Source organism: Janthinobacterium sp. 1_2014MBL_MicDiv, assembly GCF_001865675.1.
GTDB lineage: Bacteria > Pseudomonadota > Gammaproteobacteria > Burkholderiales > Burkholderiaceae_D > Janthinobacterium.
The window spans coordinates 4,709,437-4,726,253 of record NZ_CP011319.1 but is presented as its reverse complement, the minus strand read 5'-3'; the positions used below and the strand labels follow the sequence as shown (position 1 = coordinate 4,726,253).

Below are 16,817 nucleotides of genomic sequence, written 5' to 3'. Positions count from 1 at the left end.
CCATGCCCAGCATCGCCATCCTGATCTTTCCCGGCGTACAGGCGCTCGACGTCAGCGGCCCCATGGACGTGTTTGCCGAAGCGAACAGTTTCCTGCCGGCGCAGCGGCATTACGCGATCGACGTGCTGGGCACGCAGGACGGTGTGCTGCGCTGCTCGAACGGTTTATGTCTGGCCGCGCACCGCCATTACGCGCAGGCGCAGGACGCCTACGATTTGCTGCTGGTGGCGGGCGGCCCCGGCTTGCCCGCGCAGCCGCGCGACGCGGCCCTGAGCGCCTGGCTGGCGCAGGCGGCCGGCAGGGCGGGGCGCCATGGCTCCATCTGCAATGGCGCATTCCTGCTCGGCCACGCGGGCTTGCTGGACGGCAAAAAGGTCGCCACGCACTGGAACGATGCGGCGGCCCTGGCCACCGCTTTCCCGCTGGCGCGCGTCGATGCGGACAGCATCTATTTACATGACGGCAATCTGGTCAGCTCGGCCGGCGTGACGGCCGGCATCGACCTGTCGCTGTCGCTGCTGGCCGGCGATGGCGGCGCGCAGCTGGCGCTGCAGGTGGCGCGGCGCCTGGTGGTCTACACGCAGCGCCAGGGCGGGCAGTCGCAGTTCAGTCCGTACCTGACGCCCGCCGTGGATGCGGCCTCGCCCGTGGCGCAGGCGCAGCAATATGTGCTCGCGCACCTGGCAGAGGAACTGGGCGTGGACACGCTGGCCCAGCTGGTGGCCATGAGCCCGCGCAACTTCGCCAGGGTCTTCGTGCGCGAGCTGGGCGTGACGCCGGCCCAGTTCGTTGAAAGCGCCCGGCTCGATGCGGCGCGGGCCTTGCTCGAAGCGGGCGATGCGCCGCTGAAAACCGTCGCCTGGCGCTGCGGTTTCGGCACGGCCGACCAGCTGCGCACGGTGTTCCTGCGGCGCCTCGGTGTCTCTGCCAAACAATACCGGCAAAACTTTTCCAGCCGCCCCCGGGAGTGAGACAGGCAGGTGGCAGGAATGCGCGCCACCCTGTCCGAAAAGCGCGGCAGCCAACGCCCCTGCCGCCGGGTTCGCAACCCTATACTTTTCCTGCTGGTGCGCCATTCCGGCCGCACCCTTGAGGAAAGTCAAACATGCAAGCGATGCTACACACTAGGCTGGATGCAGAGCGGGTCGGTCCCGCGTACACGGAAGACGGCATGCTGCTGGCGCGGCGCAAGACGCGCGAGGCGATTGTCGCCATCGCCGCGCGCATCCGTCCCGGCATGCTGGAAGAAGACGCCGTGGCGATGGCGAAGCAAGTGCTGCTGGACATGGGCCTGGCGCTGAGCTGGCACCCGACGCGCGTGCGCTTTGGCCGCAACACGCTCAAACCGATGAAGCGCGCGTCCGAGCCGGGCGTGGTCTTGCAGGAGCACGATATCTTTTTCCTCGATATCGCGCCCCGTGTCGAGGCATGGGAAGGCGATGGCGGCGCCACGTTCACCGTGGGCGCCAGCGCGCAGCAGGCGGAGTACGCCCGCTGCGCGCGCGATGCCGAATGCCTGTTCCACCAGGTGCGCGCCGTGTGGCGGCGCGAGGGGCTGACGGGGCAGGCACTGTATGCGTATGCGGAAATCGAGGCGCGCAAGCTGGGATGGGAACTCAACTTCGACCTGGGCGGCCATCGCGTGTCGGACTTCCCGCACGCCACGATACACGCGGGCGCGCTGGCCGACGCCGATTTCTCGCCGTCGCCCATGCGCTGGATCCTGGAAATCCATTTGCGCCATCCGACCCTGCCGTATGGCGCGTTCTTCGAGGACATGCTGCTCGATGACAGCTACTATGCTTAAAGCAGCGCCTAGTTCTTCGGTAATAAATCGCTGAGGGCGGCGCGGCCCTTGGCGGTGAGGAAGGGGCCGACCTTGCTGTAAGGCAGCAGGAAGTCGTTTTCGCAGCCGCTGCCGTTGGAGTCTTCCCAGAAGGACACGCCTTCAGGTTTCAATGACAGGTGGAAGCGGCCTCGGCCGTCGTAATCCGTGCCCTTGCATTCGGCGTCGATCTTGACGTCCTTGAACAGGGCCTGGCGCAAACGGTCCGGCAGTTCGGCCTTGTCGTCGCCATCGCTGGCGCTGGCACCAAACCAGTTCCACACGTCCGTTTCCTGGCCCGTCTTCACGTCCCACGTGCGGAACTTGATGGAAATGCCGCGGGCGCCATAGCCGGCGGGCCAGCGGTAGAATTTGATCGTCACCCAGCGCGGCGACCAGTAGGTCGGCTCCGCATACACTTCGTCTTCCGTCGTGAAACCGTTGCGGCCCAGGTATTCGCGGCGCGTGGCATAGAAGTCGGCCAGGTCCTGCTTGCTCTTCGCCAGCACGGCGCGCAGCTGCGCATTGATTTTCGCCACGCCATCGCCGGCGGCGATCAGTTCCACGGTGATGGTGTCGCCGACTTGCAGGTTGCGGTATTGCTTGCCTTCGAAGGCGATGGGCCTGCTTACCTTGGTGGCGGGAAAGGTCTCCAGCGCCAGGTTGTAGGCATCGCTGGCGCACGATGGATGTTCGCGGTCGCCCGCCGCTTCCAGCAGGGTCAAGTCCAGCGGCAGGGTCTTGCCGCTTTTCGGATCGGTCCACGTGCCAGCGACCTTGCCGCCCTGCGGCGCATTCAATGACCAGGTACCCGTCGTGTCGCCCTTGGCGTCGAGTTCCTGCCATAGCACCTTGCCGTTGGGCTTGGCCAGCATGATCGGCGTCTTGTAGCGCGTGTAGTAATAATTGCCGCTGCGGTCAGCTCCTTGCGTGGGACTGGGCTGGTTGAAGCAGGCCACGATATTGGCCTTGCCCAGGGTGCCCTGCCACACCCCTTGCACGGGCGGCTCGGCCGCCATGGCGATATTCAGGGTGGGCAGGGACAGACATACAAACAAGAAGCGGCGCATCGGGTTTTCCTGTGATTGGCGATGGCCGATTCTACATGGCCCGGACGAGGAAATACCGCACGCCAACTTTTACGCTGGCTTTTCCTGCGCCACCACGGCCATCGCCGCGCCCAGGTATTGCAGCATGGCCCCGTCGACGAAGCTGCCTTCCATCAGGCGCGGTTCCTGCTGGTGCGCCTGGCGGAATTTCAGCTGCGTGGCCGGATCCGTGCCCGCGTACGAGCGGAACAGGTCCAGCCACTGCCGCGCCAGCTGCAGCACGGCCGGGTCGGTGGGCGGCGTGCGCGCATCGATGGCGGCGCGCACGGCGGCGATCAGCGCCGGCCACTCGCCCGAGCGCTTGCCATAGTTGGCGGCCAGGTGCGCGTATTCCTGCTCGTCGAGGAAAGGGCGATACAGCGCAATGCGCGAGGCATTGAAGGCGGCGATGATGAACTGCATCAGGTCCGCATCGATGCTGGTCGTGTGCTGCATGGCCGGCTCCTGCGCATGCATGTCGTTCAGGCGCGCGAACAGTCCCGGATGGGCGCCCGTGTCGCGCACCAGCTTGACCATCCATTCCGTGGCCAGGGCCTGCGCCCGCGCATCTGCGGGGCTGGCGCCAGCGTTCCGGGCGGCGCGCACGCGCGTCACCAGTGCCTTCCATTCCTGTTCCACGGCCGCATCGGACAGCAGCGGCATCTGTTGCAATTCTTCGGGGCTAAAGTATTTGTCGTACATGGTCATCAACTCCATAGTGGTGAGCCACTCGGCCAGTTCCGGTGCCTGCCCCTGCGCCAGTTGCGCCTGCAGGTCGCGCAGGCGTTCGCGCAGGGTGGACGCCTGCGCGATCTGGCGTTCCAGCATGGCGATCTGCTGCGCCACGATGGCGCTCAAGGGCAGGTCCGGGCCGGCGAGTGCTGTTGCGATATCGGCCAGCGGCAGTCCGAACTTGCGCAGCGCCATGATCCGGTGCAAGCGGTCCATGTCGCCGTGCTGGTACAGACGGTAGCCAGCCTGCGTGCGCGCCGAAGGCGAGAGCAGGCCGATGCTGTCGTAATGGTGCAGGGTGCGCACGGTCAAGCCCGTCAGCCTGGCCAGTTCACCGATTTTCAACAGCATCTTTTCCTCCTTACTTGGTGCGTACACACAGGATCGGGCCTGACGTCGCGTCAGGGTCAAGCACTATTATCAGCTGATCGTCAGGTGCTGGCGCAATTCCTGCAGCAGGGCGCCCGTCTTCGGCGTCAGCTGGCGCGCCAGCGGCCAGGCCAGGTACAGCGGCAAGCCTGGCGTGGCAAATGCCGGCAGCACTTCCACGATGGCGCCCGTGGCCAGGTGCTCTTCCACCAGCCAGGTGGCCAACTGCGCCACGCCCAGGCCCGCCAGCACGGCGGCCGTGCGCGCTTCGGCGTCGCCCACCGTCATGCGCGGCGCCGCCACGCGGTATTCCAGCTGGCCGCCATGCTCGTCCGCATACAGCCACGGCATGGGCGAGCCGTCGCCGCGGCCATAGGCGATGCAGTCGTGCCGCTCGAGGTCCGCGATGGACATGGGCCTGCCGTGCCGCGCCAGGTAGGCGGGTGCCGCGCAAAAGATCAGGCGCTCGTCGCCCAGGTGCATCTGGCCCAGCGCGGCAGGCCAGTGCGATGGCGCGCCGATGCGCACGGCGATATCGATACGCTCCTCGAACAGGTCGACGAAGCGGTCGCTGAAGGCGATCGACGGCTGCAGCCGCGGATACTGCGCGCACAGCTGCAGCAGGGCCGGCATCACGCGCAGGCGGCCGTACGAGGCGGGCACGCCGAGGCGCACCTTGCCGGCCAGTTCCGTCGCATGCTCGGCCAGCACGTCTTCCGCATCAGCCAGTTCCTGCAGCACGCGCTTGCAGGTGGCGTAGTAGGCGCGGCCCGCGTCGCTCAGTTTCAAGCGGCGCGTGCTGCGCTCGAACAGCATTACGCCCAGCCGCTCTTCCAGCCGCGCCACGCTCTTGCTGACGGCCGAACTGCTCAGGTGCAGGCGTTCGGCCGCCCTGGTAAAGCTGCCCGCGTCGGCCGTGGCCAGGAAGGGCGTGATGCCTTTCAAGTGTTCCGATGAAAACATGATTCGGGAATTTTGTTCATGAATAGGGTGAAATAGTATCGCGGATAAGAATTCATGTCCCGGATATGATGGTTTTTTCTTTTGGAGGCTTTATCCCATGCAAAAACATGCCCTCATCATCGGCGCCAGCGGCGTCATCGGCAGCAAGCTGGCCGCGCATCTGCTCGGCGCAGGCTGGCGCGTTACGGGCGTCTCGCGCGGCCGCACGCCGGTGCCGGACGGCTGCGCCTCGCTGCAATTCGATGCGACGGATGGCGCGGCGGTCAGCGCCGCCCTGGCCGGCATGGATGCCAGCCACGTCTTTTTCACGGCCTGGGCGCGCCAGGCCAGCGAGCAGGAAAACATCCGCGTCAACGGCGCCATGGTGGCCAACGTGCTGGCCGCGCTGGGGCCAGGCGGCCAGCTGCGCCACGCGGCGCTGGTGACGGGCCTCAAGCATTACCTGGGACCGTTCGACGCGTATGGACAAGGCGCCGTGCCCGTCACGCCGTTTCGCGAAGAGCAGGGCCGCCAGAGCGTCGATAATTTCTATTATGAGCAGGAAGACCGCTTGTTCGCGGCGGCCGCGCAGTATGGCTTCACGTGGAGCGTGCACCGCCCGCACACCATCATCGGCTACGCGCTGGGCAATGCCATGAACATGGGCCTGACACTGGCCGTGTATGCGCACCTGTGCAAGGCCAGCGGCCAGCCCTTCGTCTTTCCCGGTTCCAGCGCGCAGTGGCATGGCCTGTCCGACATGACGGACGCGGGCCAGATCGCGCGCCAGCTGGCGTGGGCGGCCGACAGCCCGGCCGCGCGCAACGAGGACTTCAATATCGTCAATGGCGACGTGTTCCGCTGGAAGTGGCTGTGGCCGCGCCTGGCCGCGTATTTCGGCGTCGCGGCGGCCGACCTGCCCGCGACGATGGCGCCGCTGGCCGGCCGCATGCAGGATGCGCCCGCGCAGTGGCGCGCCATCGCGCAGCAGCATGGCCTGGCGGAGCCCGATATCGGCCGCCTCGCGTCATGGTGGCATACGGATGCGGACCTGGGACGGCCGATGGAAGTGATGACGGACATGGGCAAGAGCCGCAAGGCGGGCTTCCTCGACTACCAGGATACCCAGGATGCCTTTTTCAATCTGTTCGAGCGCCTGAAGGCGGAGCGCATCATTCCGCGCTGACGCTTTCCACGGCGGCGGGCGGCGGCGTTGCTGCCGCTGCCGCCGCATTGGCCTTGTGCTGCTGCGCGCGCTGCCATTCGAGTCCCGGGCGGTCGACGCGGAACTGCAGCAGGCGACCCTGCACCACTTCCGTCACGTAGGCCGTGCGGCCGTCGGGCCCGCCAAAGGTGATGTTGCTGGGCTTGGCGCCAGGCACGCTGATCTCGCGCAGGATGCGTCCCTGCGGCGACAGTTTGACCACCGTGCCCTTGCCGTAGCGCGTCACATACAGGTTGCCGTCCACATCGACGCGCATGCCGTCCATGCCGAAATCGTCGAACTTGATCAGCAGGCGTTTGCCCGTCAGGCTGCCGTCCGCGGCGATGTCATACCTCCAGATATTGCGCTGCACGCTTTCATTCACGTACAGGATCTTGCCGTCGGGGCTCACTTCGATGCCGTTGGCCGTGCCCATGGTGTCGAGCGCCAGCGTGACCGTGCCGTCCTGCGCGATGCGCCACACGCGGCCCGTGTTTTCCTTCCAGTTCGGGTCGCTCGCATACAGCACGTCGTCCTGCGTGATGGCGATGTCGTTCGGCTGCGTCATGCGCGGCTCGCGCGCGTGGATGGACAGCGCGCGCGTGGCCGGGTCGACCAGGTAAATCGTGTGTTCCATGTAGTCGGCCAGGTACATCTGGCCGCGGCTGCCGAAGCGGATGCCGTTGGCGATGCTGGTGCCGGGCAGGGTCAGGTACACCTCGCCGCTGCCGTCCGGCCGCACCTTGCCGATGGTTTGCTGTTTCGCAAAGTTGACGGCATAGATATTCCCGTCCGCGTCCACGGCCGGCCCCTCGATGCCCTTGGTGAACGAGTGCGCCGGGGTCAGCGTGGTGGCGAGGAACAGCGCTTCGTGCGCGGGCTGGCTGGCGCAGGCGGACAGGGTGGAGAGTGCTGTGGCCAACAGGGCGGCACGCAGCGACGGCAGGGCGTAGCGGGTAGGGGGCATCAAGTGTTCTCTGTAAAGCGATGGTGGCGTATGTTACCCGACGCGCGCCGGCCGGGGCGCCAGTCTATGTCTCATCCTAGGCCGCCACCACGACCAGGTCGGGAAAATCGTCCTGCCAGCCTGCCCATTGATCTTGCAGGTGGGCGTGCATGCCGGCGCGCTCTTGCGCCTGGTCAAACTCGTCCGCGCTGGCCAGCAGGAAATGGGCGATGGCGCGCAGGGTGGCCGGGTCGGCGTGGATGGTCACGTCGGAGCAGGGCAGGGGCCGCTCGGCGGCCTCGTCCTGCAGATAGCAGTGCAGCGATAAATGTGTGGTCATGGGTGTCGGTGGTTGATATAGGCGCCCAGCATGGCGCGTGCGTTCAGCGCGGCGCGGGCCGCTTCCAGCTCCTCGGGTTGCAGGTACCAGATGGTGAGGCTGGCATGCTCTTCGCAGCGGCCATACGCCTGCATCGCGTCGCGCAGCGCTTGCCGGCGCTCGGGCGGCAGCGCATCGAGTCTGGCTTGTGTGAAACCATTGATGGGATATACATCGCGCAGGTGCGAATCTTGCAGCCCGCGCCGCTGGATGGCGGACCAGTTATTTGCGGGGCAAGGAACGCCAAAGGTCATCGGATGGGCCTCATCGAGCTGCCGGTAGCCGAGTGCGTAGCCGGTGCCATAGCCCTGTGTTTCAGCGTAGCAGTACACATATTCGCAATGCTCAAACAGCCCGGGTATGGCCCGTGCACCGTCGAACAACGGCGCCAGCGCAAGCTTGCTGGCGCGGATGGACAGAATCAGTGACGAGTCCGACGAATACATGGCATGCGCGTCGCAGTTGACGGCCTCGTAAGCTTCGTCGGGCGGCACGAGACGCGGCGAAAGCAGTCCGATGCTGTTGGTCTCTGGCGCGAACAGCATCTTTTCGTAATTTCGCTGAGAGTACTTGACGATCTTGCCGCGCTTGTTGCCGTAGCGCTCGACGGCTTCGCCGATGTGCGCGAACCAGGCGAACAGCTGGGCGCTGGCCGCGGCGGGATGAAAGGGGCTATTTTTCTTGAATTCGCCTACGAGGAAGTGATATTGGTCCATGTGTCGCAAGGGTGAATGGGCAACGCGCATGATGCCATGTACGGGCCCACGCTGCCAGTTGCACGATTGGACGGCGCAATGGCCGGGTTGAGGCGTATGATGGACATGCAGATGTGCTTGGCATAAGGCGCTGCGCCCGGCACGGGCGTCTGGCAGGATTTTTCGTGGTTTTGGCAGCACTTTGGCAGTACCAACGACGAGGAAACATCATGGACAAACCTGAATTTATCCTGGCCGCCAAGGCCATGGAAACCCTTGAGATGTATCAAACCTTCTACGGCAACTCCAGCGAATACCAGGCGCACCAGCAGGAAGTGCTGAAGTTGCTGCGCCACAAGGGCGCATCCTTGCTGGTGTCCGAACATGGCCCGGCGAAGTTTTTATTGGCGTTTGCCGACGCACTCGAGGTGGCGGGGCAGCCGGGCGAGTACGTGCCGTTGAGCAGGCGGTAGGGAGGCGGAATGCCTGCCCTTCATAGGCGATTCGATCATCCTATGATGCTTTTAGGAAAAACCGCCTGCAGTGAAAACCCTGGTCAATAGAATCGGAGAGGGTTGCGCTGGCAAGCGCAACCCGGTGTTGCGGCGCCGAGCTGCGCTCGCCGAAGTCCCGCACAACTCCCGCGCCCGTACCGGACGCGGATTCGGTGCCCGCGTTCCGTACGCATGGAATAAATAAAAAGGGCCTCCCCGCCAAAACGGGGAAGCCCTTTTATTTATTCAGTGGTGGAGACGGCGGGAATCGAACCCGCGTCCGCAAGCACTCCACAGACAGTTCTACATACTTAGCACTATCATTTAATTTAACTCAGCCAGCACGGATGTGCACGTTATGGGCAAGCGAGTTACCTATTATTTAGTCGGACGCTAAGTAACCCAGCATACGACGAGTCCCTGTAAATGACTCTAGAGCTTTTGACGGCCCACCCCAGGGACGAGGTGTTCTAGAGCTAACAGCGATTAAGCTGCCAGTGCGTACGAGTTATCGTTTGCAGTTAAGTTTTTTCAGGTTGTATTTACGAGGTAGCCCGCCCTCGGTATGCCCTGCGCTGCTTTGCAACCCACGTCGAAACCAGGTCGTCCCCACAGAACCTTCATTGTAGCGCAATCTGCCCATTCTTGCATGATGCATTCGCGCCGATGCGCGCCGGATCAGGCGCCGGCAGCTTTATGCCGCCAGCTGGCGCGCCTGCGCCGCCTTCACCACCGCGCTGACCAGTTCCAGCAGCGCTTGCGGCGTGTCCAGCAGGTGGTCGGCGTTCCAGTGCTGCGGTTCGACGGGGCCGCAATAGCCCCAGGCGCAGGCCACCGTGCGCATGCCGGCGGCGCGGCCAGCCTGGATGTCGCGCAGGTCGTCGCCCACGTACCAGCACTCTTCCGGCGCCAGTGCCAGGCGGCGCGCCGCTTCCAGCAGGGGGGCGGGGTGCGGTTTCGGGTGCGCCATGGTGTCGCCCGAGATGACGCAGCCGGCGGCGCCCAGGCCGATCTGGCCGACCAGCGGGTCGGTGAAGCGGGCCGCCTTGTTGGTGACGACGCCCCAGGCCAGGCCCAGCGCCTGCAAGCCGTCGAGCATGGCGGGGATGCCGTCGAACAGGCGGCTTTCCACGGCCAGCGCCGCTTCGTAGTTGTTCAGGAAGCCGTCTTTCAGGGCTTCATAGCCGCTTTCGCCGGGGCCGATGCCATACGACGCGCCTATCATGCCGCGCGCGCCGGCCGAGGCGGTGGGGCGCAGGATGGCGTACGGGGTCGGTTCCAGGCCGGCGCGCGCGCGCAGCAGGTTGATGGCGGCCGCCAGGTCGGGGGCGGTGTCGGCCAGGGTGCCGTCGAGGTCGAACAGGATGGCGCGCGGGGCTGGCAAGTGGTCGGTGGTCATGGCGGGCGCAGTAATCAGGTGGATCGGGATGAAAAATGGCGGCCGCAGCCGCCTTGTGGTTGACGCGGAAATTACAGGGGCCGGGTGCAGGCCACCAGGTAATTGACGCTGGTATCACTATTAAGCGAGTAAATCTTGGTCAACGGATTGTAGCCCATGCCGCGCATGCTATTGACATCGAGGCCGGCGCTGCGTACATATTGCGACAATTCGGCCGGCGTGATGAATTTATCGTAGTCGTGCGTGCCTTTGGGTAGCAGGCGCAGCAGGTATTCGGCGCCGAGGATGGCAAACAGATAGGCTTTCGGATTGCGGTTCAGGGTCGACAGGAAGACGTGGCCGCCCGGTTTGACCAGGGTGGCGCAGGCCTTCACGATGGCGGCCGGATGCGGCACGTGCTCGAGCATTTCCATGCAGGTGACGACGTCGTACTGGCCCGCTTCTGCGTCAGCCATGGCTTCGGCGGCGATCAGCTTGTAGCGCACCTTGGCGCCCGATTCCAGGCTGTGCAGGTCGGCCACTTTCAGGGCTTTCTCGGACAGGTCGATGCCCGTCACGTCGGCACCCTTGCGGGCCATCGATTCGGCCAGGATGCCGCCGCCGCAGCCGATGTCGATCACGCGCTTGCCGGCCAGCGGTACTTTCGCGTTGATCCATTCCAGGCGCAGGGGGTTAATTTCGTGCAGGGGACGAAACTCGGAAGTGGGGTCCCACCAGCGGTGGGCCAGCTCACTGAATTTTTGGATTTCAAGAGGGTCGGCATTCATAGGTCGAATAATAGCGGCAATTTTACAATTGGGCAGCCACGGACGAAAAAAAACCCCGCCGTGGCGGGGTTTTTTCATGCTGTCCTTGACTTGCGCGATGACTTGGAGCAAGTCCCAGGGTAGCGGTTCAGCGATTACTTGTTGCGGGTACCAACAACTTCGATTTCCACGCGACGGTTTTTCGCACGGCCTTCGGCAGTTTTGTTGTCAGCAACAGGTTGTTTTTCGCCTTTGCCTTCGGTGTACACGCGGTTGCTTTCAACGCCTTTGGTGACCAGGTAGGCTTTGACAGCATCAGCACGACGTACCGACAGTTTTTGGTTGTAAGCATCGGTGCCGACGGAGTCGGTGTGACCCACAGCGATGATGACTTCCAGGTTGATGCCGCCCAGTTGTGCGGACAGCTCGTCCAGCTTGGCTTTGCCTTCTGGCTTCAGCGTAGCTTTGTCGAAATCGAAGAATGCATCAGCAGCGAAGCTGACTTTTTCCGAGGTAGGAGCAACGACGACTGGCACTGGTACGACCACGACTGGTGCAGGAGCAGGTACTACTGGCGCTGGTGGGGCCACGCATTTGCCGTCTTGCAGGGTTTCTGGTTCTACGCACAGTGGCACGTCGCAACCTGGCACCGCGTCAGCAGGTGTCCAGTAGCCGGTACGCCAGCACAGACCGAATGGGTCACGCACGATAACGCCGCGAGCATCTTGCACGTAAGCGCTTTTTGGGCTTGGTGCTTTGATGTCAGTGGTAACTGGCGCGAACGGTGGGGAGGTTGGGGTTTGGGCCGAAGCCGAGCCAGCAATCACTGCGGATGCAGCGAAAAACAGCGTTACAAATTTATTCATTCTTTTTTCCTTTCGGGGGGTGATATCCGCAGAACAACACTGCGCTACTGGTGCTACGTGCCGAGATTTTATCATGTAGACCACATGCGCTCGTTTCAGATTGCGAAACTAGCAATTAACTTCCCAGTCATTTTGCCACACGCATCAGGGGCGCACGACCGTGGTTAAATCAAAGCTTGCCCGATTTTAGACCGCGCGTTGTTTTTGCGCAACGAAAATGCCCATTTGTAACGCGTCTGTAACAATTGATCGCTTTTTTGCCTCTTTTAAGGGCAGAGGACTTGAACTGGTATTGCCATTGTGCATTATCGACACCTGGACATGCACAGCGCCGGTGCGAAGCGGCAATCTTGCCGGTATGGCCAATTTGTACAGGTAGCTGGGCGCGCATGCTAAAATCGTGCGCTTGACTGTTAAGAGTGTTGAGCAGAGGCCCAAGGCGGCGCTGCAGGGCGGGACGTACCGAGGTACAGTCCGGACCGTGCCACCGCCGTCACTTTTTGCCAGACACTCTGCGACATGGAAGCCGGGCCGCGCCAGCAGCGCGGTGCGGCGTCCACGACGACAGCCGCCTAGGATATGCAGTATTGCGTCATACATTGCGTAGCAGATAAGTTAACCACAGCCTGAGATCAGTCGAACCGCCAATGGATCAATTCGCAAAAGAAACAATTCCTATTTCCCTCGAAGAAGAGATGCGCAAGAGCTACCTCGATTACGCCATGAGCGTGATCGTCGGGCGCGCCTTGCCGGATGCGCGCGATGGCTTGAAGCCAGTGCACCGCCGCGTCTTGTTCGCGATGCATGAAATGAACAACGTGTGGAACCGCCCTTACGTCAAGTGCGCCCGCGTGGTCGGCGAAACCATGGGTAAGTACCATCCCCACGGCGACGCCTCGATCTACGACACCTTGGTGCGCATGGCGCAAGATTTTTCGCTGCGCTACATGCTCATCGACGGCCAGGGTAACTTCGGCTCCGTCGACGGCGATGGCGCCGCGGCGATGCGTTACACCGAGTGCCGCCTGGACAAGATTGCCAGCGAATTGCTGGCCGATATCGATAAAGATACCGTCGACTTCCAGCCCAACTATGACGGCAAGGAAAAGGAACCGACGGTCTTGCCGACGCGTATCCCGAACCTGCTGATCAACGGTTCTTCCGGCATCGCGGTCGGCATGGCGACGAACATTCCGCCACACAATATTACCGAAGTCATCAACGGCGCCCTGCACGTGCTGCGCAACCCGGACTGCACGATCGATGAACTGATCGAACTGATCCCGGCGCCCGATTTCCCCACCGCCGGCATCATCTATGGCGTCTCGGGCGTGCGCGACGGCTACCGCACGGGCCGCGGCCGCGTGGTCATGCGCGCCAAGACGCACTTCGAGGAATACGGCAAGGACGGCGGCCGCATCGCCATCATCGTCGACGAGCTGCCATTCCAGGTCAACAAGAAGTCCTTGCTGGAACGCATCGCCGAAAACGTGCGCGACAAGAAGCTGGACGGCATTTCCGACATCCGCGACGAGTCCGACAAGTCGGGCATGCGCGTGGTGATCGAGCTGAAACGCGGCGAAGTGCCGGAAGTGGTGCTGAACAATCTGTACAAGCAAACCCAGCTGCAAGATACCTTCGGCATGAACATGGTGGCCCTCGTCGATGGCCAGCCGAAGCTGCTGAACCTGAAGCAGATGCTGCAATGCTTCCTGTCGCACCGCCGCGAAGTGGTGACGCGCCGCACCGTGTTCGAACTGCGCAAGGCGCGCGAACGCGGCCATGTGCTCGAAGGCCTGGCTGTCGCGCTGGCCAATATCGATGACTTCATCGCCATCATCAAGGCCGCGCCGACGCCGCCGATCGCCAAGGTCGAGCTGATGGCGCGCCCGTGGGATTCGTCCGTCGTGCGCGAAATGCTGGCCCGTACGGGCGACGGCACGACGCCAGGCGGCGTCGATGCCTACCGTCCGGAAAACCTGCCGAAGCATTACGGCATGCAGGCCGATGGCCTGTACAAGCTGTCGGACGACCAGGCGCAGGAAATCCTGCAGATGCGTCTGCAGCGCCTGACCGGTCTGGAACAGGACAAGATCGTCAATGAGTACAAGGAAATCATGGCGCACATCGCCGACTTGCTCGACATCCTGGCCAAGCCGGAACGCGTCACCATCATCATCACCGATGAAATGACGCTGGCCATGAACGAATACGGCGCCGGCAACAAGGACGTGCGCCGCTCGCAGATCGAACTCAATGCCACCGACCTGGAAACGGAAGACCTGATCACGCCGCAGGACATGGTCGTGACCCTGTCGCACACCGGCTACATGAAGGCGCAGCCGATCACCGAATACCGCGCGCAAAAACGCGGCGGCCGCGGCAAGCAGGCGATGGCGACGAAAGAGGAAGACTGGATCGACCAGCTGTTCATCGCCAATACGCACGACTACATCCTGTGCTTCTCGGATCGTGGCCGCATGTACTGGCTGAAGGTGTGGGAAGTGCCGCAAGGCTCGCGCAATTCGCGCGGCAAGCCGATCGTCAACATGTTCCCGCTGCAGGACAACGAAAAGATCACCGTGATCCTGCCGCTGTCGGGCGAGAACCGCACGTTCCCCGAAGACCATTACGTGTTCATGTCGACCAGCCTGGGCACCGTCAAGAAAACGCCGCTGAAGGACTTCAGCAATCCACGCAAGGCCGGCATCATCGCGGTCGACCTGGACGACGGCGACTTCCTGATCGGCGCGGCGCTGACAGACGGCCAGCACGACGTGATGCTGTTCTCCGATTCGGGCAAGGCAGTGCGCTTCGACGAAAACGATGTGCGTCCGATGGGCCGCACGGCGCGCGGCGTGCGCGGCATGAACCTGGAAGAAGGCCAGCACGTGATCGCCCTGCTGGTGGCCGAGAACGAGCAGCAGTCGGTGCTGACGGCAACCGAAAACGGTTACGGCAAGCGTACGCCGATCACCGAGTACACGCGCCATGGCCGTGGCACGAAAGGCATGATCGCCATCCAAACCAGCGAGCGCAATGGCAAGGTGGTTGCCGCGACCCTGGTCGACACCACCGATGAAATCATGCTGATCACCACCGGTGGCGTCCTGATTCGTACCCGCGTGTCGGAAATCCGCGAGATGGGCCGCGCGACGCAGGGCGTGACCCTGATCGCGGTGGAGGACGGCACCAAGCTGTCCGGCCTGCAGCGCGTGGTGGAGACGGATATCGACGAAGTCGAGCTGACGACGGAGGCGGGCGTGGACGCCGCGGCCGCGCCGGCGGCTGAACCAGCCGATCCGGACCAGCCGGAGTAAGAAGATTGGGGCTCTTTCGGGAGCCCCAATTGCTGTTGGCGTGCCACTTTCGGCGCCAGCCAGCGTAACCACGTATGCCCCCGCTTTTGTAAAGTCCCGAATACCATGAGAAAAATCGTCGCCACCTTCTTCGCCGCGTTCTCGCTGGCATTCCTTGCGACCCTGCCGGTCCTGGCGCAGAATGCGCAAGCGACGCCCGCCCGCCAGGCCGCGCCCAGCCCCGCCATGACGGTGGCCGTGCGGCGCATGCTCGACGCGATGCAGTTCCCGCAACTGACGCGCAACATCTTCGACCAGATGCTGCAATCGGTGCCGGCCATGATCCGCCAGTCGGCGCTGCAGCAAATCGGCACGAACCCGAACCTGGACGAGAAGCGCAAGGCGCGCGCGCTGGCCAGCGCCGAGGAAGAAATCCCCCTGGCCGTCGCCACCCTGACGCAGGTGCTGGCCGATCCGACCCTGATCGATGAACTGAGCGCCGAGATGGTGCCCCTGTACGCGCGCTACTACACGGTGCCGGAAGTCGAGCAGCTGACGGCGTTCTACAAGACGCCGCTGGGCCGCAAGATGCTGGCCACCATGCCGCAGCTGTCGGCCGAATCGATGGCCATCAGCCAGCGCGTGCTGATCCCGCGCGTGAATGCAGTGCTCGACCAGGTCATACGGGCGGCCACGCAATCGCCCCAATAATCCCATTTACCAAGGACCGTATCGTGACCCATATCTACAATTTCTCCGCCGGACCGGCCGTGCTGCCCAAGGAAGTGCTGGCGCAAGCCGCCGCGGAAATGCAGGACTGGCATGGCAGCGGCATGTCGGTGATGGAAATGAGCCACCGTGGTCCCGAATTCATCTCCATCTACCGGCAAGCCGTCGCCGACCTGCGCGAATTGCTGGCCGTGCCCGATAACTACAAGATCCTGTTCCTGCAGGGCGGCGGCCTGGGCGAGAACGCCATCATCCCGATGAACCTGGTGGGCCATGGCGCCACGCAGCCGGCCACCGTCGACTTCGTGCACACGGGCTCCTGGTCGGGCAAGTCGGTCAAGGAAGCGGCGAAATACGCCACCGTCAACGTGGCCGCCTCGTCGCAGGCCGCCGGTTTCACGGGCGTGCCGCCAGTGGCCGAGTGGAAGCTGACGCCGGGCGCCGCCTATCTGCACATCTGCACCAATGAAACCATCGACGGCGTGGAATTCCAGCAGGCGCCGCAGGTGCCGGCTGGCACCACCATCGTGGCCGACATGTCCTCGCACATCCTGTCGCGCGTCATTGATGTATCGCAATATGGCGTGATCTTCGGCGGCGCGCAGAAAAATATCGGCCCGGCCGGCCTCACCGTGGTCATCGTGCGCGAAGACTTGCTGGGCAAGGCGCTGCCGATTTGCCCGTCGGCCTTCGACTGGTCCATCGTGGCCGAACATGAGTCGATGTACAACACGCCGCCCACCTACGGCATCTATATCGCCGGCCTGGTTTTCCAGTGGCTGAAACGGCAAGGTGGCGTTGCAGCCATGGAACAGCGTAATATTGAGAAAGCGGCGCTGCTGTACGCGGCGCTCGATGCGGACGACTTCTACCAGAACCGGGTCGCTCCCGCATACCGCTCGCGCATGACCATCCCGTTCTATCTGCGCGACGAGAGTATGAACGACGCATTCCTGGCCGGCGCAAAGCAGCGCGGCCTGCTGCAGCTGAAGGGCCACAAGTCCGTCGGCGGCATGCGTGCATCGATCTATAACGCGATGCCGATCGAGGGCGTGCAAGCCCTGGTCAACTATTTGAACGAGTTTGCCGGACGCTGAGTCGCAT

General features: G+C 63.5%; 16 protein-coding genes and 1 other RNA gene. 7 read left to right on the top strand and 10 right to left on the bottom strand.

Annotated elements, in window-relative coordinates:
* The first annotated feature begins 2 nt into the window (after positions 1–2).
* Together YQ44_RS20350 and YQ44_RS20345 are read left to right on the top strand one after the other, a co-directional pair.
* Positions 3–971, top strand: coding sequence for a GlxA family transcriptional regulator (locus YQ44_RS20350; protein ID WP_071324930.1), 969 nt, complete (start codon positions 3–5; stop codon positions 969–971).
* A 134-nt stretch (positions 972–1,105) separates the two neighbouring features.
* On the top strand, positions 1,106–1,807 hold the full coding sequence (locus YQ44_RS20345) for a M24 family metallopeptidase (protein ID WP_156894925.1): 702 nt from the start codon (positions 1,106–1,108) through the stop codon (positions 1,805–1,807).
* An 8-nt stretch (positions 1,808–1,815) separates the two neighbouring features.
* Here YQ44_RS20345 and YQ44_RS20340 read toward each other — a convergent pair whose 3' ends face one another.
* The 3 genes from YQ44_RS20340 to YQ44_RS20330 all read right to left on the bottom strand — a co-directional run bounded on the left by YQ44_RS20340 (position 1,816) and on the right by YQ44_RS20330 (position 4,977).
* On the bottom strand, positions 1,816–2,895 hold the full coding sequence (locus YQ44_RS20340; RefSeq protein WP_071324929.1) for a hypothetical protein: 1,080 nt from the start codon (positions 2,893–2,895) through the stop codon (positions 1,816–1,818).
* A gap of 69 nt (positions 2,896–2,964) precedes the next feature.
* A complete protein-coding gene (locus YQ44_RS20335) occupies positions 2,965–3,996 on the bottom strand; it encodes a MerR family transcriptional regulator (RefSeq protein WP_071324928.1) in 1,032 nt (343 codons plus the stop codon).
* Positions 3,997–4,065: 69 nt separating this feature from the next.
* A complete protein-coding gene (locus tag YQ44_RS20330; protein ID WP_071324927.1) occupies positions 4,066–4,977 on the bottom strand; it encodes a LysR family transcriptional regulator in 912 nt (303 codons plus the stop codon).
* A gap of 97 nt (positions 4,978–5,074) precedes the next feature.
* On the opposite strand from YQ44_RS20330, the gene YQ44_RS20325 reads away from it, so the two are divergent.
* Positions 5,075–6,142 (top strand): SDR family oxidoreductase, encoded by a 1,068-nt coding sequence (locus YQ44_RS20325; protein ID WP_071324926.1) that lies wholly within the window; start codon positions 5,075–5,077, stop codon positions 6,140–6,142.
* On the opposite strand, the gene YQ44_RS20320 is transcribed toward YQ44_RS20325, so the two are convergent.
* From YQ44_RS20320 to YQ44_RS20310, 3 genes are all read right to left on the bottom strand, one after another.
* Positions 6,129–7,127 (bottom strand): SMP-30/gluconolactonase/LRE family protein, encoded by a 999-nt coding sequence (locus YQ44_RS20320; protein WP_232251319.1) that lies wholly within the window; start codon positions 7,125–7,127, stop codon positions 6,129–6,131. The two genes, YQ44_RS20325 and YQ44_RS20320, sit on opposite strands and share 14 nt — an antisense overlap.
* A gap of 76 nt (positions 7,128–7,203) precedes the next feature.
* On the bottom strand, positions 7,204–7,446 hold the full coding sequence (locus YQ44_RS20315; protein ID WP_071324925.1) for an Imm32 family immunity protein: 243 nt from the start codon (positions 7,444–7,446) through the stop codon (positions 7,204–7,206).
* Positions 7,443–8,201 (bottom strand): hypothetical protein, encoded by a 759-nt coding sequence (locus YQ44_RS20310; RefSeq protein WP_071324924.1) that lies wholly within the window; start codon positions 8,199–8,201, stop codon positions 7,443–7,445. The genes YQ44_RS20315 and YQ44_RS20310 overlap by 4 nt, the downstream gene beginning before the upstream one ends.
* Before the next feature lie 209 nt (positions 8,202–8,410).
* On the opposite strand from YQ44_RS20310, the gene YQ44_RS20305 reads away from it, so the two are divergent.
* Positions 8,411–8,653, top strand: coding sequence for a hypothetical protein (locus tag YQ44_RS20305; protein WP_071324923.1), 243 nt, complete (start codon positions 8,411–8,413; stop codon positions 8,651–8,653).
* A gap of 271 nt (positions 8,654–8,924) precedes the next feature.
* Here YQ44_RS20305 and ssrA read toward each other — a convergent pair.
* The 4 genes from ssrA to ompA form a co-directional block, all read right to left on the bottom strand.
* Positions 8,925–9,285: a transfer-messenger RNA gene (ssrA, locus tag YQ44_RS20300) on the bottom strand.
* 83 nt (positions 9,286–9,368) lie between these two features.
* The gene (locus tag YQ44_RS20295; RefSeq protein WP_071324922.1) at positions 9,369–10,073 is read right to left on the bottom strand and encodes an HAD family hydrolase; all 705 of its coding nucleotides are present in this window, start codon (positions 10,071–10,073) and stop codon (positions 9,369–9,371) included.
* 71 nt (positions 10,074–10,144) lie between these two features.
* Positions 10,145–10,840, bottom strand: coding sequence for a bifunctional 2-polyprenyl-6-hydroxyphenol methylase/3-demethylubiquinol 3-O-methyltransferase UbiG (gene ubiG / locus YQ44_RS20290; RefSeq protein ID WP_071324921.1), 696 nt, complete (start codon positions 10,838–10,840; stop codon positions 10,145–10,147).
* A gap of 134 nt (positions 10,841–10,974) precedes the next feature.
* Positions 10,975–11,685 (bottom strand): outer membrane protein OmpA, encoded by a 711-nt coding sequence (gene ompA / locus YQ44_RS20285; protein ID WP_034782001.1) that lies wholly within the window; start codon positions 11,683–11,685, stop codon positions 10,975–10,977.
* Positions 11,686–12,332: 647 nt separating this feature from the next.
* Between ompA and gyrA the strand changes: the two genes are divergently transcribed.
* The 3 genes from gyrA (at position 12,333) to serC (ending at position 16,810) form a co-directional block, all read left to right on the top strand.
* Positions 12,333–15,005 (top strand): DNA gyrase subunit A, encoded by a 2,673-nt coding sequence (gyrA, locus tag YQ44_RS20280; protein ID WP_071324920.1) that lies wholly within the window; start codon positions 12,333–12,335, stop codon positions 15,003–15,005.
* A 105-nt stretch (positions 15,006–15,110) separates the two neighbouring features.
* Positions 15,111–15,695 (top strand): DUF2059 domain-containing protein, encoded by a 585-nt coding sequence (locus tag YQ44_RS20275; RefSeq protein WP_071324919.1) that lies wholly within the window; start codon positions 15,111–15,113, stop codon positions 15,693–15,695.
* A gap of 23 nt (positions 15,696–15,718) precedes the next feature.
* Complete coding sequence (gene serC, locus YQ44_RS20270; RefSeq protein ID WP_071324918.1) at positions 15,719–16,810, top strand: 3-phosphoserine/phosphohydroxythreonine transaminase; 1,092 nt, start codon at positions 15,719–15,721, stop codon at positions 16,808–16,810.
* The last annotated feature ends 7 nt before the right edge of the window (positions 16,811–16,817 follow it).